At 36.4% G+C, this 22,244-nt stretch carries 18 protein-coding genes, 1 riboswitch and 1 other annotated feature (1 of these 20 cut by a window edge); of the genes, 14 read left to right on the top strand and 4 right to left on the bottom strand.

Annotated features, from left to right (window positions below; genetic code table 11):
* Positions 1 to 3: 3 nt before the first annotated feature.
* The 8 genes from CLLU_RS04160 to CLLU_RS04125 all read left to right on the top strand — a co-directional run bounded on the left by CLLU_RS04160 (position 4) and on the right by CLLU_RS04125 (position 9,966).
* Entirely contained in the window at positions 4 to 1,293 is a 1,290-nt protein-coding gene (locus CLLU_RS04160) for an HMA2 domain-containing protein (RefSeq protein WP_106008320.1), read from the top strand.
* A 23-nt stretch (positions 1,294 to 1,316) separates the two neighbouring features.
* Entirely contained in the window at positions 1,317 to 1,574 is a 258-nt protein-coding gene (locus CLLU_RS04155) for a hypothetical protein (protein WP_106008319.1), read from the top strand.
* A 35-nt stretch (positions 1,575 to 1,609) separates the two neighbouring features.
* Positions 1,610 to 3,742, top strand: a complete 2,133-nt coding sequence (locus CLLU_RS04150) for a heavy metal translocating P-type ATPase (RefSeq protein ID WP_106008318.1) — start codon at positions 1,610 to 1,612, stop codon at positions 3,740 to 3,742.
* Between the two features lie 124 nt (positions 3,743 to 3,866).
* On the top strand, positions 3,867 to 4,061 hold the full coding sequence (locus CLLU_RS04145; protein WP_106008317.1) for an alpha/beta-type small acid-soluble spore protein: 195 nt from the start codon (positions 3,867 to 3,869) through the stop codon (positions 4,059 to 4,061).
* Between the two features lie 227 nt (positions 4,062 to 4,288).
* Positions 4,289 to 4,816 carry a ribosome hibernation-promoting factor, HPF/YfiA family gene (gene hpf / locus CLLU_RS04140; RefSeq protein ID WP_106008316.1) on the top strand — a complete coding sequence of 176 codons (528 nt, stop codon included), beginning with the start codon at positions 4,289 to 4,291 and terminating at the stop codon, positions 4,814 to 4,816.
* Between the two features lie 172 nt (positions 4,817 to 4,988).
* Positions 4,989 to 7,496 carry a preprotein translocase subunit SecA gene (gene secA, locus CLLU_RS04135; RefSeq protein ID WP_106008315.1) on the top strand — a complete coding sequence of 836 codons (2,508 nt, stop codon included), beginning with the start codon at positions 4,989 to 4,991 and terminating at the stop codon, positions 7,494 to 7,496.
* A gap of 30 nt (positions 7,497 to 7,526) precedes the next feature.
* Positions 7,527 to 8,631, top strand: a protein-coding gene (prfB, locus tag CLLU_RS04130; RefSeq protein ID WP_106008314.1) for a peptide chain release factor 2 whose coding sequence is annotated in 2 segments (ribosomal slippage) — positions 7,527 to 7,592 and positions 7,594 to 8,631 — 1,104 coding nt in all. Because the reading frame shifts where the segments join, the coding sequence is not laid out codon by codon here.
* A gap of 72 nt (positions 8,632 to 8,703) precedes the next feature.
* Complete coding sequence (locus tag CLLU_RS04125) at positions 8,704 to 9,966, top strand: MFS transporter (protein ID WP_242977467.1); 1,263 nt, start codon at positions 8,704 to 8,706, stop codon at positions 9,964 to 9,966.
* On the opposite strand, the gene CLLU_RS04120 is transcribed toward CLLU_RS04125, so the two are convergent.
* Positions 9,934 to 11,268, bottom strand: a complete 1,335-nt coding sequence (locus CLLU_RS04120) for a M28 family metallopeptidase (protein ID WP_106008313.1) — start codon at positions 11,266 to 11,268, stop codon at positions 9,934 to 9,936. The genes CLLU_RS04125 and CLLU_RS04120 overlap by 33 nt on opposite strands.
* 120 nt (positions 11,269 to 11,388) lie before the next feature.
* On the opposite strand from CLLU_RS04120, the gene CLLU_RS04115 reads away from it, so the two are divergent.
* Positions 11,389 to 13,542 (top strand): Tex family protein, encoded by a 2,154-nt coding sequence (locus CLLU_RS04115; RefSeq protein WP_106008312.1) that lies wholly within the window; start codon positions 11,389 to 11,391, stop codon positions 13,540 to 13,542.
* A gap of 72 nt (positions 13,543 to 13,614) precedes the next feature.
* On the opposite strand, the gene CLLU_RS04110 is transcribed toward CLLU_RS04115, so the two are convergent.
* A complete protein-coding gene (locus CLLU_RS04110; protein WP_106008311.1) occupies positions 13,615 to 13,875 on the bottom strand; it encodes a glutaredoxin family protein in 261 nt (86 codons plus the stop codon).
* A 150-nt stretch (positions 13,876 to 14,025) separates the two neighbouring features.
* Positions 14,026 to 14,142: riboswitch (FMN riboswitch) on the top strand.
* Between the two features lie 94 nt (positions 14,143 to 14,236).
* Between CLLU_RS04110 and CLLU_RS04105 the strand changes: the two genes are divergently transcribed.
* The 4 genes from CLLU_RS04105 to CLLU_RS04090 all read left to right on the top strand — a co-directional run bounded on the left by CLLU_RS04105 (position 14,237) and on the right by CLLU_RS04090 (position 17,736).
* Positions 14,237 to 14,863, top strand: a complete 627-nt coding sequence (locus CLLU_RS04105; RefSeq protein ID WP_106008310.1) for an ECF transporter S component — start codon at positions 14,237 to 14,239, stop codon at positions 14,861 to 14,863.
* Between the two features lie 123 nt (positions 14,864 to 14,986).
* Positions 14,987 to 16,732 carry a hypothetical protein gene (locus CLLU_RS04100; protein ID WP_242977466.1) on the top strand — a complete coding sequence of 582 codons (1,746 nt, stop codon included), beginning with the start codon at positions 14,987 to 14,989 and terminating at the stop codon, positions 16,730 to 16,732.
* 40 nt (positions 16,733 to 16,772) lie between these two features.
* Positions 16,773 to 17,039, top strand: a complete 267-nt coding sequence (locus CLLU_RS04095; protein WP_106008308.1) for an EscU/YscU/HrcU family type III secretion system export apparatus switch protein — start codon at positions 16,773 to 16,775, stop codon at positions 17,037 to 17,039.
* A gap of 4 nt (positions 17,040 to 17,043) precedes the next feature.
* The gene (locus CLLU_RS04090; protein ID WP_106008307.1) at positions 17,044 to 17,736 is read left to right on the top strand and encodes a metallophosphoesterase; all 693 of its coding nucleotides are present in this window, start codon (positions 17,044 to 17,046) and stop codon (positions 17,734 to 17,736) included.
* Between the two features lie 40 nt (positions 17,737 to 17,776).
* On the opposite strand, the gene CLLU_RS04085 is transcribed toward CLLU_RS04090, so the two are convergent.
* The gene (locus CLLU_RS04085) at positions 17,777 to 18,604 is read right to left on the bottom strand and encodes a DUF2225 domain-containing protein (RefSeq protein WP_106008306.1); all 828 of its coding nucleotides are present in this window, start codon (positions 18,602 to 18,604) and stop codon (positions 17,777 to 17,779) included.
* 161 nt (positions 18,605 to 18,765) lie between these two features.
* On the opposite strand from CLLU_RS04085, the gene yjbM reads away from it, so the two are divergent.
* Entirely contained in the window at positions 18,766 to 19,554 is a 789-nt protein-coding gene (gene yjbM / locus CLLU_RS04080; protein WP_106008305.1) for a GTP diphosphokinase, read from the top strand.
* Between the two features lie 117 nt (positions 19,555 to 19,671).
* On the opposite strand, the gene leuS is transcribed toward yjbM, so the two are convergent.
* Positions 19,672 to 22,104, bottom strand: a complete 2,433-nt coding sequence (gene leuS, locus CLLU_RS04075) for a leucine--tRNA ligase (protein ID WP_106008304.1) — start codon at positions 22,102 to 22,104, stop codon at positions 19,672 to 19,674.
* 72 nt (positions 22,105 to 22,176) lie between these two features.
* Positions 22,177 to 22,244: a binding site (T-box leader), on the bottom strand; it runs 137 nt beyond the window's last position.

Below are 22,244 nucleotides of genomic sequence, written 5' to 3'. Positions count from 1 at the left end.
GAAATGGATGATTTAGAAATAGGTACAGTAAAAGTCATCTCATCACTTCCGGGTAGAATCAGAGTTAATGTGAAGGGCTTGCTCGGAAGCAAGGAAATGGCACTTAAGATAAAAGGTGAGCTGACCGGATATAACAGCATACTGTCTTCTGGCGTCAGTAAGAATACTGGAAACGTTCTCATATATTACAACAGCGCTGAAATCAGCGAGGATAAAATAGTGACCGCAGTAGAAAAAGCTTTTAACAGTCCCAGGACAGCAGCTGTTGAAAATAAAGATAATTCATCCCTGTTGAAGATGTTTATTGATGCGTTAAACCCTTTATTTTTATTTAAGAGAAAACATTCAGAAAAAGTGTATGGAAATGAGTATGGAATCTCCAGTAAAATACTTAGAGCCTCAATAGGTATATCTGCTGGTATACTTCTGTTTACAGGTAATGCCGCTAATGCAATTTCTGTATTTATACTAGGCTATCCGGGAATTATATTTGCTGTGAGTGCATTTACCTATTATTGCTCACGAGTTAAATTGAATATGAAAAAAATATATATGAAAAATAATACTTCATTGAGCTTTCTCAACAGCATTGATACTTTTCTAATAGAAGATGATGTTTTTAGAAATGAGTTTAATGAACATAGTATAGACCTTCTGGATTTAAACAAATATGATGTACAGAAAATGGTTATATTAGGGAAATTAAATGATCCGGTCAGCAGCAGCATGAAATTAATCATAAATGATATACGCACATTGGGTATCAGCAACATATTTATAATCGGAAACAATGAAGATAGGATTATACAATATATTGCTTATGTATTGGGAATAAAAATATTGGATAGAGATGATTTAGAGAGAGAGAATAATTGTTTAATGACAGACAAATATGATAGTAGTAACACAATTTTAGTAACTACAGATAAATCTCTTGAAAATAGATCAAAATATTTATCCAGCAACTGTACCATATGTTTATACAGAGATAATAACTTGACTGGCTTGAAGGAAGATATTAATTTGGAATATTCCAATATTGATAAATTACCTTCATTGATAAAATTGAGTTATTTTTGCAGTGAAATAAATACTCAAACCGAAAATACGGCAATTACATTAAATATACTGGGAATGCTGTTTGCAGTATTAAATTATTTAACACCCTTATATTCTGTGATCTACTATATTTTAAATACTCTGTTTATGACTTTGATTTTAAAATTGAGATTTAACTCTTGTAAAAATTTTGATGAAATACCCCGCATTAAATTCAATTATTTGACGGATTAAAATATTATACGAGGAGTTTTATAATGGAAAACAATACAGGCATTTCGACTAATGCAATTTTAATAAATGACAGCTTGAATAAAGCTGAAGCGGTTTTGCAGGACTTGTTACTCTTTAGTCTGGAGGAAATCAAGAATAATCCTTCATCTGAAGAAAAAATATTGTCATTATGGTCTGAATCCATGGTGGATTTAGGTAACTTCTTTTTTCAAGAATGTGAAAGAATAGATAATAAGAGATTATATAAGCGTATAGTAAGGTCATTGATATTCAAGCATTGATCTTTAATGCCCGGTAAGGAGGGTGAATTTTAAAGTTGAGGGAATTAAGTGTACTGCCTGGGAGAGTAAGATTTAAATGTAATGAAATGTACTTAAACAAGGAATTGGCGGAATATATCGATGTATATACGGAAGGTTTGTATGGAGTAGAATACAGCAAAGTAAATTACAATAGTGGAACTATTCTGGTTTTATATGATGAAACGAAGACAAATCTTAAATCAATTAAAGGCAGTATTGAACAGACATTGACTTCTGAAATAGATTATAATGAAGTTTTCGGACAGTATAGTTCATACCATAATATTAAACATAAAAAAGAGATTGTTAAAACCAATTTTATAAGATCCATATTGGTCTATTTATTTTTTAAAATCAAGCAGAGGATATTTGGCAAATTTTTTTTAAGCGGCAGCCTTGCCATGGTGGAAATAGCGTCTCTTGTGACAATAGTGGGGGGATATTCCATATTCAGAAGCGTTTATAACAGACTTGCAGGACGTATGTACCCCCATCCGGATGTTTTCTTGAAATTAGCTGGCCTGATTCTGACCATTTCCAGAGAAAGCACAGAAGGTCTGTTCTTGATTTTGCTGACTGATTTTAAAGATTATATGAAAGCATCTGCAGATTTGAAGTGTCAGTGCCTGCTGAAAAAGAGTATAATCAGGCCCCCTGGCACAGCCTGGATTGCTGCGGATAATGGCAGTGAGATATTGACTTCAGTTAAATCATTACAGATAGGGGATACTATACTGGTCCATGAAGGTGAGGTTATCCCTGTAGATGGAAAAGTTCTGGAGGGAAAAGCTGCAGTAAATAGTCTTTACTATACAGGTCAGCCTCTGGTATCCCTGGTGGAAGAAGGCAGTAAAGTATATGAGGGAATTATTGTAATGTCCGGAGAGATTAAAGTCCGTATATTGAGATTGGCTGAACCTCTTGAGAAAAAGGATATTTCTGTTGATAAATTACATTTAAGAAAGAAGATTTTAGTATATGAGAATAGGGCAGTGTCTATTGCAGTGGTGCTGTCAGTTTTGAATTATGCGGCTACAGGTAATTTATTAAATGCTCTGTCAATAATATTGCTTTTGTGTCCTGCATCATCGGAATTGGCATTGAGTACGGCATTAAAGAATTATGTATATTTGATGAGCAGGCATAACATATATATTAAAAATCCAAACACTTTTGAAAAAGTTGCCACTACTGACAGTGTAGTTTTTGATAAAACGGGAACTCTTACTTATAAAGATATGAGCATTGCCCATATTGAATCCTTTGATGAAAATTATACAGATGAAGATTTACTGAGGATATGTGCTTTCTGCGAAAGTGACAGCTGTAAGAAAATCACAGATACTCCACGAAATATGTCAGGGGAAACAGACTTCAATAATGTAAGGGAAAAACTGGAGAAAGTAATTTTAGTACCTTCAAAGGGAATAAGTACAAAATATAATAACCACAAAGTATTGATTGGAGATGATGATTTTCTTAGAGAAAACAGCATTGTTTTGGATGATGTGCTGGATAGATATACGTACTATGAACATAGTCTATATAATCCTATGCTTGTAAGTGTAGATAACCTGGTGGTGGGTTTAATTGTAATACAGGAAAATATACGGGAAGGCGCTTGTGATTTAATTAAAAAACTTAGATCCAATCATATAGATAATATATCCCTGGCAACAGGTGACTGCTGTGAGAAGGGTAGATATGTCGCTGATAAATTGGGAATAGAAAATGTCTATGGCCGTTGTAATAATGATGAAAAACTCCAAATTGTATTGAAGCAAAAACCCCGGGGAACTGTCATGATGGTTGGAGATGGAATAAATGATATTTTATCAATGAGGGCTGCAGATGTAAGTGTCAGTTTTGCAGATTGTTCCAGTGATTATATCAAATTTAATTCAGATTGTATAATTTTTGATGAAGATATAAATAAATTAAATGATCTGATAATATTATCTCGGAAAGCATATGGCACCATACAGCAAAATATTGAAATATCGAATTTATTCAATATTTTGCTTGGAACTCTTGCCTTTTTAGGAGGATTCGATGCATTTGCTGCAAAATCGATAGATACAATAAACTCTATTCTGGTTTTAGTTATGAATGAAAGAGTCAGACTGATACCAAAATGGTTGAAATGATTTCAGGATGCTTCTGGTAATAGATGTTTTTGAAAAACCCATCAATTACCTAGAATAATTTTTGTGATAATGTACAAACTGTAATTGTAAGCAGTAAAATTTACTATAAAAAGGAGTGAGTACTATGGCATATAGTAATAAACCAGTAGTTCCGCAAGCTAAGGAAGCTTTAAACCAGTTTAAAATGGAATCAGCAAAAGAAGTGGGAGTAAACCTGAAAAATGGATATAATGGGGATCTAACAGCTAGAGAAGCTGGTTCAATAGGTGGAAATATGGTTAAAAAAATGATAGAAGCATATGAACAAAATTTAAGGTAGATGTTATGAAAAAACCTGTGCTTTTTACAAGGTGCAGGTTTTTTTATGCAGTTTTTTAAGTGAACTATAATTCAATTTAAGAATCACTTAATATGAAGTGAAAGTGTTTAAATAGGTGACTATTGTAATTTACAATAAGTAGTATTACAATAATATTAACAGAAAAGCAAGTTGAACCTGAATATATTTAATCTGTTTAAAACAACAATAAGAAAGGGGCTGAAAATATGAAAATAACTGTAACTGGAAAAAATATTGTGATAACTGATGCATTGAAAAGTGTTGTGAGGAAAAAACTGTCTAGACTTGATAAGTATTTCAACCCTGATGTAGAAGCACATGCTACATTGAGTGTACAAAAAAACAGACAGAAAATCGAAGTTACAATTCCCTTTAATGGGGTTATACTGAGAGGCGAAGAAGAAAATGGTGACATGTATGCTTCAATAGATCTAGTTTTAGATAAATTAGAGGGGCAAATACGCAAACAGAAAACGAAACTTTTAAAAAGAAATAATTCTGAATCTTTAAGGTTTCAATTTATACCAAATGATGTGGAAGAAGATGAAGAAGAACATAAAATAGTCAGAACTAAAAAGTTTGCAGTGAAGCCTATGTCATCGGAAGAGGCAGTTCTTCAAATGGAGCTTTTAGGTCACAGCTTTTTTGTATACAGGGATGCTGAAAATGGAGAGGTAAATGTAGTTTATAGAAGACGGGACGGAAATTACGGTTTGATAGAACCTGAATTTTAGATTATAGCTGAAGAGGAAGCAAAAGCTTCCTCTTCTTTGCATCTTAAAATACAGCTTATATTATTAAACTAAAGTAAACTATTATTTCTATGAGTTGAATAGCTTATAATTAGATGATATAATTTATAAAGCATATATTTTTATAAAATTTAATGTGGTGAGGATGAAAAAAATGAAACTTTTTCAGAAATTATTTAAGTCGTACAGTGAGCGGGAAGTAAAAAGAGTTATCCCTATAGCGGATAAAATAGATAGTATGGATTCCAAAATGGAACAGTTCAGTGATGAAGAGTTGAGAGCTAAAACAGATGAGTTTAAAGATAGAATTTCCAAAGGAGAGTCTTTGGATTCAATATTGCCTGAGGCTTTTGCAGTAGTCAGGGAAGCAGGATACAGAAATGTGGGTTTAAAACAGTACAAAGAGCAGCTCATCGGTGGGATAGTGCTGCACCAGGGAAGAATTGCAGAGATGAAAACCGGTGAAGGTAAAACACTTGTTGCCACTGCACCAGCTTATTTAAATGCTCTTACCGGCAAGGGAGTACATATAGTAACGGTAAATGATTACCTTGCAAAAAGAGATAGGGATTCCATGGCACCGATATATGAGGCATTGGGCCTTAAAGTGGGTGTTATTTTGCATGACATGGATCAGGCGCAGAGACAGGAGGCCTATAATTGTGATATAACCTATGGAACAAACAGCGAGTTTGGTTTCGATTATTTGAGAGATAATATGGTTATATACAAAGAAGAAAGAGTTCAAAGGGGATTGAATTTTGCCATAGTGGATGAAGTTGACTCAATTTTAATTGATGAAGCCAGAACGCCGCTTATCATTTCAGGAGAAGGGGAAAAATCAACTGAGTTTTACAATGTTGCGGACAGCTTTGCAAAGTCTCTGCAGAAAGAAGACTACACTGTAGATGAAAAGGCAAATGCGGTAATACTTACGGATACAGGTGTAAAAAAAGCTGAAACCTTCTTTCACCTTGACAATTATGCAGATCCTGAAAATATGGAAATACAGCATTATGTGGTTCAGTCCTTGAAGGCCAATTATATAATGAAGCGGGATAAGGACTACATGGTGAAAAATGGGGAAGTGCTGATAGTAGATGAATTCACAGGAAGGATGATGGAGGGAAGAAGATATAGTGACGGACTTCACCAGGCCATAGAAGCTAAAGAAGGGGTCAAGGTGGAGAGAGAATCGAAAACCCTTGCCACTATCACTTACCAGAATTATTTTAGAATGTTCAATAAATTATCCGGTATGACAGGTACTGCCCGAACTGAAGAAAATGAATTCAGAGAGATATATGAACTGGATGTAATAGCCATACCTACACACGAGCCAGTCATAAGAATAGATTCTCCGGATGTGGTATATAAGAGTGCAAAGGGAAAATTCAATGCCATAGCCGATGAAATATATGAAACATATAAAAAAGGCCAGCCGGTACTGGTGGGTACTGTAAGTATAGAGAAATCCGAACTGCTTTCGGATATGCTGAAAAAAAAGGGAGTTCCCCATCAGGTTTTGAATGCCAAATTCCATGAAAAAGAAGCTGAGATAATTTCTCATGCAGGTGAAAAGGGAACTGTTACCATAGCCACCAATATGGCCGGCCGTGGTACGGATATAAAGCTGGGAAAAGGTGTTGTTGCTCTGGGAGGACTTAAGATAATAGGTACGGAAAGGCATGAATCCAGGCGAATTGACAATCAGCTCAGAGGTCGTTCAGGCCGTCAGGGAGATCCGGGAAGTTCACGATTTTATGTATCCCTTGAGGATGATCTGATGAGGATATTTGGTTCAGACAGACTTCAGGGTATAGTGGAAAAATTGGGACTTAAAGATGACGAAGCCATAGAGAGCAAAATGGTTACAAATGCTATAGAGAATGCACAGAAAAAGGTGGAAGGAAATAACTTTGATATAAGAAAGACGCTTCTTCAGTATGATGATGTTATAAATAAGCAGAGGGAGATCATATACAGACAGAGATCTCAGGTTCTTGAAGGAGAAGATCTGAAGGAAGATATGCTGAAGATGATAGAGGATTTGGTATCTTCTGTTGTGGATTCCCATATATCCGGTGTAGAAGAGGAATTTGATGATGAAATAACGAAATTGATTGACTATATGGAAGAAATCTATGTACCTAAGGGTTCCGTCAAGGAAGAAGATATTATAAATCTTTCCAATGAAGAAATTAAGGCTAAGTTTACAGATATAGGCATAAAGATGTATGAAGAGAAGGAAAAGGAATTTACTTCGGAACAGATGCGGGAAATCGAGAGGGTTATTCTCCTCAGGGTTGTTGATACAAGATGGATGGATCACATAGATGACATGGAACATTTAAAGAGAGCTATCGGACTCAGAGCCTACAGGCAGCAGGAGCCTGCCCAGGCATATCAGTTTGAGGGCAGCCAGATGTTTGATGAAATGATCTACAATATCAAGGTTGATACCATCAAGTATCTGCTTCATGTACAAATAGAGAAGGCACCGGAAAGAGAAAGAGTAGTTAGAAACGTAAGCACTAATCAGCAGGAAGACAGTGTGGTAAAGAAAAAACCTGTGAGGAAGGCAAAGACTGTGGGAAGAAATGATCCTTGTCCCTGTGGCAGCGGTAAAAAATATAAAAATTGCTGCGGAAGAACTAGTTAAAATTACAGATAGATAATGGAGAGTGATTAAATGATATTTCAGCTGGAAGAAGATCTAAGTAGATTGAATGATTTGGAACAGAGTATAGAGCAAATAAGGGATTCACTTTGACATAGAAGGTTCTAAAAACAGAATAGAAGAGCTTCAGATGAAAATGCAGGAGGCAGATTTCTGGAATAATATAGAAGAAGCCCAGAAAATATCCAGTGAAGAAAAAAATCTTGCGGATAAACTCAATGAATACAAGGGTCTTCTTCAAAGGATAGAAGATGCCAGGGTTCTTATTGAAATTGCATCGGAAGATGAGAGTATTTCACTTAAGGATATCTCGGGTGAAATAGATGATATACAGTCTCAAATAGAAGAATTGAAAACTGAAACCCTCTTAAGCGGTGAATATGACAGGAATAATGCCATATTGAATCTGCATGTGGGAGTGGGAGGAACAGATGCCCAGGACTGGACAGAAATGCTTCTAAGGATGTATACAAGATGGGCGGAAAAAAAAGGGTATAAAATTGAGACATTGGATATGCTTCCTGCGGATGATGCTGGAATAAAAAGTGTTTCTCTCAGGATTATTGGAGAATTTGCCTATGGATATTTAAAAGCAGAGAAGGGAATTCACCGACTGGTTAGAATATCTCCTTTCAATGCAAATGGAAAAAGACAGACTTCTTTTACATCGGTGGAGGTGCTTCCTGAACTTACAGAGAGTCAGAATATAGATATAAGACCCGAGGATCTTAAAGTGGATACCTTCAGGGCAGGAGGTGCAGGAGGACAATATGTAAATAAGACTGAGTCCGCCGTAAGAATAACCCACATACCTACAGGTATAGTTGTCCAGTGTCAGAATGAAAGAAGTCAGCATTACAACAGGGAGCAGGCACTGAAAATGTTGAAATCCAAGCTGGTAGAGCTTAAAGAAAGAGCACATAAGGATAAGATAGAGGATTTAACTGGAGAGCTTAAAGACATGGGATGGGGAAGTCAGATAAGATCCTATGTATTCCATCCTTATACCCTGGTGAAAGATCACAGGACAGGTGTTGAAAGTGGAAATATATCTTCCGTAATGGATGGTAATATAGATGATTTTATAAAAGGATATTTAAAACAGCAAACAAAATAGGTATAATTCTAATATACTGTCAGATTTTAATATCAGGCAGTATATTAATTTTAAACAGTTGGGAGGGGCTATATGGCAGCGGGCACTGAGATGAGGTTCAAAGGTACATTTATTTCACTTAATCATAGAGATTTTAGATATTTTTTATCCGGACAATTTTTGTCGCTCATGGGAACCATGATTCAGAATACGGCACTGAGCTGGTACGTCTATAAAGTAACCAATTCTCCTTTCCTGCTTGGGCTCATAGGTGTGTTTCAATATGCCCCGGTGCTTTTAATAACTCTCTTAAGCGGTGTGATAGTGGAAAGACATCCCAAGAAGAAGATACTTCTTATAACCCAGGTATCTTACATGCTCCAGGCTTTTGCATTGAGCTTTTTTGTGTATATGGGAGAAAGTAAATACTGGGTACTTGCGGCGCTGGCTGCTATAAATGGAGTTATAACAAGCTTTGATATGCCCACCAGGCAGTCCTTTTTTATTGAGCTTGTGGGAAAAAGTGATCTGCCAAATGCCATATCCTTAAATTCCACCGTGTTCAATATGTCACGTATAATTGGACCTGCGGCGGCAGGAATAATAATGGATGATCTTGGAGCGTTTCAGTGCTTCCTGGTGAATGCTGTCAGCTTCATACCTGTAATATATGGGATAGTCAAGATACAGCATATGGGGAATCCCGTAATTAGAAGCACTGAATCCAATCTGCTTAAAGATCTGAAAGATGGTGTATTGTATACAGTGCATAAAAGAATATTGATGTCCACCATGTTCATGATGGCAATAGTATGTACTTTTGCGTTCAACAGCAATGTTATTGTTCCTGTTTTTGCAAAAGAAGTCATGGAGGGCGGAGCCAGAACTTATAGTTTGCTGATGAGCCTTATAGGGCTGGGTTCCCTGCTTGGAGCTATGTTTATGGCAGGACAGGGCAGAAGAGTCAGAGGTAAATATTATCTCATCGTAAATTCCTTTATAATTGCAGTTTTGCAGATAATGACCTTGTTTACGAAAAATTATATATCTGCAGGCATAACTTTTGTATTCATAGGATTTTTCAATCTTACTTTTTTAAATAAAGCCAATACCATAATTCAATTTAACACTGAGGATAAGTACAGGGGCAGGGTAATGAGCATATATTCTTTGTTGAATATAGGAAGTACTCCTCTTGGCAGCGCCTTTGCAGGCGCAGTGATGGAAAAATTCGGTGGAAAATTTGGCTTTTTCAGCTGTGGATCAATTATATTTTTGGTTACCGCAGTGATAATGTGTTTTATTGAATTCAAAAAGGATTCTCTAAAACCTTTTTCCAATAGACCTCAGCATTAAAATTATACCTATAGAAGATAATATAAATAGCCTGCCGCAATATAAAACAAAGAAATTATTGTGGAACGAATAGTTTATTATTTCTTTTGAGACTATGTTGAAACATCTGTCTATGGAGGCCGTGTCTATATACTGTTCTTTATCTTCTGGTGTATGTATTTTTGACATGTCTTCGTCTGACAGGGTAACTGCGTCTATGGCATAAGCTCTGAAATATTCATGATCACTGGAATTTTGAAATATATATTTAAAATTCACTTTGTTTTCAAGGCACAAGTCAGCTATTTCATATATGAAGCCGGAGTTTTTTGTGTCCCATCTTCCTCCCATTATGGTTAAGGGTATTTTTTTATTGCTGCCTATCATGTCAAAATTTATTACTCTGCCGCCTTTTAATTCTTTTGAGTACTTTTGGACAAATTCTTTTGAACCCAGGCAGCCGAATTCTTCTGCATTGAAGGATGCTATTATTATATTTCTGTCAGGTTTACCAAGAGAGTTTATATATTTTACGAGTCCCAGTAAAAAAGAGGTGCCGGAGGCATTGTCCAGAGATCCGCGGTATACTTTCCCGGACAGATCAGTACCAAGGTGATCAAAATGTGCTGATAGAACAAGCGGCGGAAGATTTGGATCTTTCCCTTTTATGTACCCTATTACGTTGTATATGGAAGTTAATTTGTTCTCAAAAGGTATAAAACAGCTGACTTCATATCCGGAATCTATATATTTTTTTATGTCCCGGGCAGTTTGTTTTTGTATCATTATATACATGGACTGACTGGAGTTTGCCATAAAGGAACTTCTGAAATTCAGGTTATCATCTTCAGGATTATAGAATATAAAATATTTATTTCCATTGTGTACTTGAAAGGCATTTCCTTTTTCCAACAGAATATCGGACTTTTTAAAGGATATTTTATTGTCTCTGAAGTTCAGCATATCCTCTTTATAATCTGTTCCATATTTATATTGTTTTACTATGAAGCCGTTTTGATCCATTATTCTGAGATAGGGAGTGCCTTCTATTCTTTTGGGGTAAAGTACACTGAATTTTTCTAGGTAACTGTCTTTATAGGGTTTTAAGTGCTGGCTTTCAAAGTAATTTTTTATGAAAGTTACCGCCTGATAGTTTTCTAAAGTACCTGGAAGTCTTCCCCTAAATGAATCAGAGGATAAATAGGATATATTGTGTTTTACCTGAGCTGAATCCAGTGGAGTTATGAAATAGCAGTATTGAAAGCTTAAAGAGCAGACAAGGCACAACAGGGCAAGTAATAAATGCAGCATGAAATTTTTCATTGTAAACAAACCTCTCCAATTAATGTCTTTATAAATATATTAATTTGCCAAGACGTATATAACTGTTGTAATATATTTTTAGCTGTCTTATTTCAGGCAAAAATCTATCAGGAGGAAAATATGGATAATATAACAGATATCCTGGCACTTGAGCTGGGAATAAATAAAAAATACGTAGATAATGTAATTGAACTTCTGGATTCAGGGAATACGGTGCCTTTCATAGCCAGATACAGGAAAGAGCTGACTGGAAGTATGAGTGATGTGGTTTTGAGAAAGCTTGAAGAAAGGCTTGTATATCTCAGAAATCTTAAGGGCAGAAAAGAAGATGTAATAAGAATAATAGGAGACCAAAATAAACTCACAGCAGATTTGAAAAAATCTATAGAGAATGCCGCTACTCTTACGGAAGTAGAGGATATATACAGACCTTACAAACCAAAAAAGAGAACCAGGGCCATTATTGCAAAGGAAAAAGGTCTGGAACCGCTGTCACGGGTGATTTTGAAGGGGGATTTTAAAGAAAACCTGGAAAAATATGCAGAACAGTTTGTGGATGGGGAAAAAGGCGTGCAGTCCGCAGAGGAGGCACTGGAGGGTGCTGTGGATATAATAAGTGAAATTATTTCAGACAAGGCTGAGTATAGGAAATGGATAAGAAAATTTGTTCATGACAGTGGTGTGATTGAAACAAGAGGAGAAAGCAAAGAGCCTACCCCCTATGAGATGTATTATGATTACAGGGAGCAGGTTAAATCCATTCCTGCCCACAGAGTACTTGCCATAAACAGGGGTGAAAGAGAAAAGGTTTTATCAGTGAAAATAACCTGTAATATGGATGATATAATAATATATTTGAAAAATCAATGTTTAAAGGGCAGCAGTATAACTGATTCATACATAGAAAAAAGCGTGGAAGATTCTCTAAAAAGGCTTATTTATCCTTCTATTGAAAGGGAAATAAGATCTGAACTCACAGACAGAGGAGAAGAAGGGGCCACAAAGATATTCAAGGCCAATTTAAAGGCACTGCTGATGCAGCCTCCTATAAAAGGTAAAAATGTACTTGGCTATGATCCGGGCTTTAGAAATGGATGCAAGATTGCCGTACTGGATGATACCGGTAAACTCCTGGATACTGCTATAGTTTATGCTACTGCACCTCAAAACGATATAGAGGGATCCATGAGAAAGCTCAAAGAACTGGTTTATAAATACAGTGTTGATGTGATATCTCTTGGGAATGGCACTGCCAGCAGAGAATCTGAAGAAATAATAGGAAGGCTTGTAAAAGAAGTAAAAGAGGAGAAAAACAGGGATCTCTATTATGTCATAGTGTCTGAGGCGGGAGCTTCCATCTATTCTGCTTCTGAACTTGCAGCAAAAGAATATCCGGAGATAAATGTTTCCTTGAGGGGTGCCATATCCATAGGAAGAAGACTTCAGGATCCGCTTGCGGAGCTGGTGAAAATAGATCCTAAATCCATAGGAGTGGGACAGTATCAGCATGATATTGCTCCTAAAAAATTGGATGAATCCTTGAAAGGTGTGGTAGAAGATTGTGTAAACAGTGTGGGAGTGGATTTAAATATAGCAACACCATCTCTTTTATCCTATATATCAGGTATAAATTCAACTATAGCAGCTAATATTGTGGCTTATAGAGAGGAAAATGGAAAATTTAAAAGCAGAAAGGAACTTTTAAAGGTGAAGAGACTTGGCAGCAAGGCTTTTGAGCAGTGTGCCGGATTTCTAAGAGTAATGGAAAGTGCTGAGCCTTTGGATAACACTTCAGTACACCCTGAATCCTACGATGCAGCGAGAGGACTTTTAAAGACTTTGGGGTATACTGCAGAGGATCTTAAAAAACAAGATGTCTCCCATATAGATGACAGATTGGAAAAGGTAGGAATGCAAACTCTTTCTGAAAAACTCAATATAGGGATACCCACTCTAAAGGATATAGTGAAGGAGATAAAAAAGCCTGGAAGAGATCCGAGAGAAGAACTTCCAAAGCCGGTACTCAAGACAGGCATCATGGAGATAAGTCAGCTTAAACCCGGGATGGTACTTACAGGAACGGTGAGAAATGTAGCTGATTTTGGAGCTTTTGTGGATATCGGGGTACACCAGGATGGACTTGTACATATAAGCCAGCTTTCAGATAAGTTTGTAAAACATCCACTTGATGTAGTGCAGGTGGGAGACGTAGTACAGGTGACCGTACTTGAGGTGGACGAAAAGAGAAAGAGAATTTCACTCAGCATGAAATAAATTGAAGCCTGAGGGGCAAAAGAGGATTTGGTGCTTTTTTAAGTCACCAAATCCTCTTTTGTCTGCAGTTTTCTAGTGGAGGGATTTTTCAAAAACTTCTCTTATGATCTCCTGGGATGGAACCCCTTCATGAATCTTGGTATCTCCCACAAAATATGTAGGCACATAATAATAATCATATTTTTTCGCTATTTCAGGATGCTTTTCTTCATCGATTATTTTCACATCTATATTTTTATATTCTGGAGTTTCACTTTGAATTTCCTTCATCCAGGACAGTGCCTGCCTGCAGTAAGGACACCAGCTTGTTACAAACATGTGTACAGGTTTCATGCTATCATCACCTAACCTTATATATTTTCTATTAATATCTGCATTTTACAATTTAATTATATATCAAAATACTGCATTTTTTACAATGATATTAAAAAATATATTGAAATATGAGATGAAAAGTATTATAATGAATTTGAAAATTTAAAAAGTAATCTTCAGGGCGGGGTGTAATTCCCCACCGGCGGTATAGCCCGCGAGCCGTAAATGGTATGATTCGGTGAGATTCCGAGGCCGACAGTAAAGTCTGGATGAAAGAAGTGATAATGTAATGTTTGGCAGCCCTGATATTTATGTATCGGGTTTTTTTATGTTTACTCACCTGGAAGATTATATTGTGTATCTTGGGAGGGGTTAACTGATGAAAGGTAATAAATTAAACAGGTTGGTGAAAGTATCATTACTTGGAGTAATAGGGTTTCTTCTCATGTTTATAGAGGTTGCAGTTCCAATATTCCCGTCTTTTCTCAAAATTGATATAAGCGATCTTCCAGCTTTGGTGGGAACTTTTGCACTGGGACCAGGATCGGGAATTGCCATAGAATTTTTAAAGAATATACTTCATGGAATATTCAATGGAAAGACTGCTTTCATAGGAGAAGTTGCTAATTTTGCAGTGGGTTCGGTTTTGGTTTTTACAGCAGGGTATATATACAGTAAAAAGAAGACTAAAAAATCAGCAATGGTCAGCCTGGGGGCTGGAACAATAACTATGTCCATAGCAGCTGCATTGTTAAATTATTTTATACTGCTTCCTCTTTATGAAAAAGTACTTAATTTTCCTATAAGTCAAGTGGTGGCGATGGCAGGAAAGATAAATGGAAGTATAACTGACTTAAATACGCTGGTATTATTTGCCATTGTACCATTTAATCTGCTGAAAGGAATAGTCCTCACAGCTCTAACGCTTGTTCTCTATAAGAGTGTATCTCCAATACTGAAGCAGGAGCAGGCAAAGGATGGAAATCTGGCAGAAAATAAAAATTAATTGAATATAATGATTCATAATAAGAAAATCCGGCATGTTTCCGGATTTTTTTATTATGAAATATAGATTTCGTACGATAAAATGTATATAGAGCAAAAAATTTTTAGTAAATTATAAAGGGTGATGAATTTGGCAGGAATATGGAATATAAATAGCACCTATAATGTAAATAATAAGAAGATATCCGCAAAACTATCTTTTGAAGTGGGAGAAAAATTTTCCGCCAGGATCATGCAGCTGAATAGATCTACGGGGGAAATACTTCTAAAGCTCCTGGATGGCTGGCAGTTCTCGGGACAGCTGGAAAACTTTCAAAATATATTGGAGAACCAACTGATAAGGCTGGAAGTAGAAGGATTTGAAGATGGAAAACTTAAATTGAGGATTGTTAACTCGGGAGAGAACAGCAATAACAGCAGTGATCTGATAAGCCTGTTTATTAAGGAAAATGATTTAAATTTCAGCAGTGAAGACTATGATCTGATAGATAAAATGGTTAAAAGAGATATTCCCCTTACAAAAGACAATATTTCAAATATAAAAAGCATATTGGAGTTTATAGATAAAGTGAAACAGAATCCAGCAGAACAGGATGCATTTATTCAGAAATATTTAGCAAGCAAAAATCTGTCACCCAACAGCGAAGAGGGAAACTTCGTAAATACTACTCTGAAAAACTTTTTCGGTCAGCTGAAAAATATGACTACGGGTGATTTGCTTACCTTTATAGAAAACAATCTGGAGCTAAGCGAGGACAACATAAAAAGTTTTAACAGCATATTTAAAAACCAGGGGGCTATATACAGTGAGGTTAAAACCATGGGGCAGCTTTTGCCCAAACATATTGTTCAGGAAAGCAGTCAGTTTCAGAATCTTTCTAAGAGTATAGTAAACAGCACGGCAGACGATCAAATGAATGCCGTCGGTAAGAACCAGTCAGTTGTACAGCTTCAGGAGGCTTCTAAGAATGTAGTGAACAGCCCGGCAGATGAGCAGGTGAATGTCTATGGCAAAAATCAATCAGCAGTGCAGCAGGGTGAAAAAGACAATACAGGTGAAAAAGTGAATATTTTGAAAATTCTGGACCATGCTCAAAAACCTGATTCCGGAGAAAACGCCGGTGAGAAAATCAATATAAAAAATAAATCTATAGAAACTCTTAACCAGGGAGAAGTAAATAATAATGCTGCAGCTGACAGCGGGGAAAAAGGCATAGGTAAGGATTCTGGAACTATTTTAGGCTCTTTTGTAAAAGATAAGATTATGCCTCATATATCACGTAAGGATGGCATGTTAAACCGGGAAGACATAGATCAAATTGCAGGGCAGATAAAGGATGAAATAAATATAAAGACCAATGATATGAAAGACATTATAAAGGGAATTCTGGATCAAAAGAATAATGGGAAAAATGATTCTTCTGAAAATATAAATTATGTATTGAATAATAATATAAATGATTTCAAAATATTCAATACCATTTCCAATTCCTATTATTATATGGATCTGCCCATAAATTTAAATCAAAAGAATTATCAGTGCAAGCTTATAATAAGGGATGAAAGAGGAAAGGGAAAGAAAATAGATTCCACAAATGTAAAGATAGCAGCTTCTATAAGTACTGAAAATATGGGAGTGGTAGATGCCTATTTGTCTGTAAGTAATTACAATATGGATATAGATATCAAATGTAATAAAAAGTGGCTTGGTTTATTGGATAGGGGACGTGAAAAAATACTGGAGAGCTTGTCGGATATAGGTTATAATATAGATGTAAAATTTCATGAAAAAGTGGAAGATATGAATATATCAACTTGCAGGGAGTTTTTTCAGGATAATGAAATGGGTATAATAAATACAAGGGCTTAGGATTTGTCACAGATAGGGAGCAGGGAAAGGAAAGAGAAAAATGAGTGAGAGAAAAAAAGCAGTGGCTTTAAAATACGAACAGAGTTATGAATCGCCTATAGTTACTGCTGCAGGTATAGGGCAGATAGCAGATAATATATTAAATAAAGCAAGAGAGAGTAATGTGCCTGTAGTCTATGACAAAGAGCTGACGGATCTTTTGAGCAATGTAGATGTAGGGGATTACATACCTGTTGCACTATATGATGCAGTGGCGAAGGTCATAGCGTATGTAGTGGATATAGATAAAAACATAAATAGAAGGTGATGGCTTGGCTTTATTCGCAATATCAGATTTGCACCTGGATATGACAGGTAATAAGCCCATGGATATTTTTGGAGACAATTGGATAGGACATGATGAAAAAATAAAGTCAAATTGGATTGATAAGGTAAAAGATGAGGACACAGTTCTTATAGCAGGAGATATGTCGTGGTCCATGAATATGGGAAATGGTTTTTTGGATCTGGAGTGGATTCATGATCTTCCAGGCAGGAAGGTTATGGTGAAGGGAAATCATGACTACTGGTGGGGCAGTATTACAAAATTGAATAATCTGTATGAAGATATGGATTTTATACAGAATAATTTTTTTGTATATAAAGATTATGCACTATGTGGAACCAGAGGATGGAGTTGTCCCGGCAGTGAGAATTTTTCCCAGCACGATGAGAAAATATACAACAGGGAGCTCATGAGAATGAGAAATTCACTGAGCCGGGCAGAGGAAGCCGGGTACAGCAAATTTATAGTTCTTATTCACTATCCGCCTATAGGTGAAAGATTTATGAATTCAGGTTTTAGGGATATATTTGAGGAGTATTCAGTGGAAAAAGTCATATATGGCCATATTCATGGAAATGCATCCATGAAAGCAGAAACCGGGGAGCTGAATGGAGTGGAATATATATTGACTTCTGCAGATTATATAGATTTTGATCCTAAAATAATAATCGGCAAATAAATTTTATTCTGCAGAAAAAACTTATTTGCCAATGCATACGCTATTTGCGAAATTTAGCGAATAAACTGTGGCTTTTATTATCTTTAAGAATATTGTTATATTGTTCGTCAGAAGATAATGGCCTATCTTCAGCAGAGTCTTTCACAAGGTCCTTTTGATCTCTGGCCATATCTTTGATCTTTGCAGGTGCTGTGATGGAAGTCAATATCTGACTGAACCATATCAATGAGTCTTCTCCTTTTCCTGTACGTCTCATAAGTTCACCTATAAGGTACATTGTGGTAAATTTCTCCATGCCACATATTGGAGAAGGTTCATTGTAGTATGCAGTGCTGAAATTGTCAAGTGCCTGTATTAAAGATTTAGTTTCATTTTCGCTGTCTTCTTTAAGCCTGTACATCCATGCAATTTTAAGAAAATTGATTGCTTTTTTACTGGCCTTTGCACCTATCACGTGATAGTTCAACAGGGATAATTTGTATCGCTGCAGAGCCAGATCAACATCATATACTTCAGGATAATTTTTGGGGTGCCATCTGGAAGAAATCTTTTCTTTTATTATATCGGCATCACGATCACTTAAATTGGGAAAATCATTTTTTATGGCAGCATAGCCGCAGTTGTCACACACCCATACATCATAAAAATAGGGGTTTATTATAGAATATCTGATAAAAAAATCAGAATCCTTTTTTACTATTCTATATGAAGATTTTTTAATGGCTTTGGCATTGAATTCAGTGCCACAGACAGGACAGATTATTTTTTTATTGTAAAGCAGCGGTTTTTGTCTGTCTTTTTCCCAAAGCTCGTTTAGTCCACCTCTGCAATTTAAATCATCTGGTTCAGAAAAACTTTTTTTTGGCATATTCGTTATCACCTTTGCTATAAATTCTTTAATTAAATCAATTTCTTTTATTATATCAAAGATTCAATTAAAATCCTAGCTATAGTATTTTGGATATTTTTAATATAATAGTAATATGTACTGGGTAAATTAATTTTAATATCTATTGGGGGTGATTTTACATGGCAATAAGGGAATGGAAGACATTTTTGCTGCCATATAATCAAGCTGTTGAAGAACTCAAAGTTAAATTTAAAAGTATAAGGAAAGAGTATAGAGTAAAAAATGAATATTCACCAATAGAATTTGTTACGGGGAGAGTAAAAGAAATATCAAGTATACTGGAAAAAGCTAATAAACTCAATATACCGCTGGACAGAATAGGACGTGAGATGGAAGATATAGCCGGCATCAGAATAATGTGCCAGTTTGTAGATGACATAGGAAAGGTTGTCAATATAGTGCGAAAGAGAAAAGATATGCAGATAATGTATGAAAAAGACTATATAACCAATGTAAAAGAAAGCGGCTATAGAAGCTATCATATGGTAATTAAATATCCTGTCAATATGTCGAAAGGAGAGGTAGAGATACTGGCGGAATTTCAAATAAGGACTTTGGCTATGAATTTTTGGGCTACTGCGGAACATTCTCTAAACTACAAATATAAGCATGACATACCGGATGCCATTAAGTTCAAGTTGAAAAGTGCGGCAGATGCTGCATTTCAACTGGATGAACAAATGCTTGAGATCAAAGATGAAATAAAGGATGCCCAAAAATTATTTGAAGTCAAATCCAGTCTGGTTTCAGATATAATGAACAATATATTGACACTGTCTTCCATGGGAAAATTAGCTGAGGCTACCAGATATCAGGTACAGTTAAATAAATTGACTGAAGAGGGAGAGGTGTTTGAACTTGTCAATCTGCTGCGCTCTACGGAGAAAATGCTTCAGATTTACAGGTGATGTCATCGAGTTATTCTCAGGTTCAGGTGAAAACTGCCCACAAAAAAGTGCAGATGCCAAATTAATGATTATTTAGCATTTGCACTTATATTTATATAGTGAGTATTAAGCCTGCTTTTATTTTGCCACTATATTTACAAGTCTTCCCTTTACAACTATGACTTTCTTTAAATCTTTGCCCTCTAATAATGGTTTTATATTTTCATTGGAAAGGGACAATTCTTTTATCTCTTCTTCATTTAAATCTGTAGGAATATTTATCTTGGCTCTTATTTTTCCGTTTATCTGTATAGCTATCTCCACTTCTTCTTTTACAAGTGCATCCGGGTTGAATTCAGGCCATTTTTCATTGAATATGGAATAATCCATTCCCAGACTCTGCCACTGTTCTTCCGAAAAATGAGGGGCAAAGGGAGCCAGAATCTTTATAAAATCAAGTATGCTGTCTTTTAGCAGGGATAAATTCTTTTTATCCTCCTGAAGATATTTGGAAAGGGCGTTTGTAAACTCCATAATTCTGGCAATAGCCGTATTGAATTGAAATTTGCCCGTATCCTCCGATACAGATTTTATTGAAAAATTTCTTACATAATTCAATTCTTTTTCCGCACTATCCATGGAAGTCCTGCCAGCTTCTGTGTTTTTGAGTATTTCTTTTGTGGAATTTACAAGCCTCTCTATTCTGTCCACAAATCTATCCATGGATTTAATACCGTCTTCGCTCCAGGCACCGCCTTCCGCGTAGTCGAAACCAAACATCAAATACATTCTGAATACATCAGAACCATACTGTTGTATGCAGCTGTCTGGAGATATGGTGTTCCCCTTGGATTTGCTCATTTTCTGGCCGTCAGGTCCAAGTATTATACCTTGATGTCTTAAAGACAGGAAGGGTTCATCAAAATCCAGGAATCCCATATCTCTAAGTGCCTTGGTGATGAATCTGGCATATAGAAGGTGCATGCAGGCATGCTCCGGGCCGCCTACGTACATATCTACAGGAAGCATTTTATCTATTTTATCTTTACTGAAAGCCTGGCTGCTGTCCTTATTGTCTACATATCTTAAATAGTACCAGGAGGAACATACAAAGGTATCCAGAGTGTCGGCCTCTCTTCTTGCAGGTCCTCCACAGTGAGGACAGGTTGTATTTATGAATTCCTCCGACTTTAAAAGAGGAGATTTACCATCAGGAGAAAATTCCACATTGTAGGGAAGCCTTACAGGAAGTTCATCCTCCGGTACTGGAACCACTCCGCATTTATCACAATATACTACTGGAATTGGAGTTCCCCAGTATCTCTGCCTTGATATCAGCCAATCCCTCAATCTGTAATTTACCTTGCCGGAACCAAGCCCCATTTTTTCAAGCTCTTCAGTCACGTTTTTTTTGCCCTCTGCAGTGGATAAGCCATTGAATTTACCGCTGTTGATCATTTTGCCATATTCTACGTAGGGAAGGGAATCTCCACCCTCTATAACTCTTTCAATAGGGAGATTATATTTTGTAGCGAATTCAAAATCTCTTTCATCATGGGCTGGAACTGCCATTACAGCGCCGGTACCATAAGTGTTTAGTACATAATCTCCAACCCATATGGGAACTTTTCTGCCATTTATAGGATTTACCGCATAAGAGCCGGTAAACACACCGGTCTTCTCTCTTGTAATTGACTGTCTTTCAATGTCAGTCTGTTTTTTTGCCTGTTCCTTGTATCTTTCAACTTCGCCTTTATAGGCATTTTGAGTTATTTCATCCACCAGATTATTTTCAGGAGATATGACCACATAGGTGACACCAAACAGTGTGTCAACTCTGGTAGTAAAAACACTGAATTCAACGGTAGAATCAACTACCTTGAAGGTTACATTGGTACCTGTGGATTTGCCTATCCAGTGTCTCTGCATGGCTTTTGTCTTTGATGGCCAATCTATTTTGTCTAAATCCTGTAACAGTTCCTCTGCATAATCCGTAATTTTGAAAAACCACTGGGTTAGATCCTTCTTGGTGACTTCCGTGCCGCATCGTTCGCAGCAACCTTCCTTAACCTGTTCGTTGGCAAGCACTGTCTTGCAGCTTGGGCACCAGTTTACGGGTGCATTTTTTCTATAGGCCAATCCGTGCTTGTAAAGCTGTAAAAACAGCCATTGATTCCACCTGTAATAATCAGGATGACAGGTGATGACTTCATTGTCCCAATTGAACATGGCCCCCATGGATTTGAGCTGTTTTTCCATGGTATCGATGTTTTTCTCAGTGGAGTCTTTTGGATGAATTCCGGTTTTTATGGCATAGTTCTCAGCAGGGAGTCCAAAGGCATCAAATCCCATAGGCTGAAATACATTGTATCCCTGCATTCTTTTCAGTCTGGCCCAGGAATCCACAGGAGCGTAGTTAAACCAATGACCTGCATGAAGCTTGCTTCCGGATGGATATGAAAACATCTCCAGCACGTATAATTTATTCTCCATATGTTTTTCATCAAATTTGTAAAGATTTGTTTCTTCCCATTTTTTCTGCCACTTTTTATCAATTTCAACACTGTACATAAAATCTTCTCCTTTGCTCACAATTTAGAATCACTTGATATCAAATTAAAAAAGCTTTTCATCTCTTAAATCTTAAGAGACGAAAAGCTAAGCTTCCGCGGTACCACTCTAATTAAACCAATAAATCAGTTTCCCTTAAA

It is taken from the genome of Clostridium luticellarii, from assembly GCF_002995845.1.
In the GTDB taxonomy this organism is placed as follows: Bacteria; Bacillota; Clostridia; order Clostridiales; family Clostridiaceae; genus Clostridium_B; species Clostridium_B luticellarii.
This window is presented reverse-complemented; position numbering and strand designations above follow the sequence as displayed.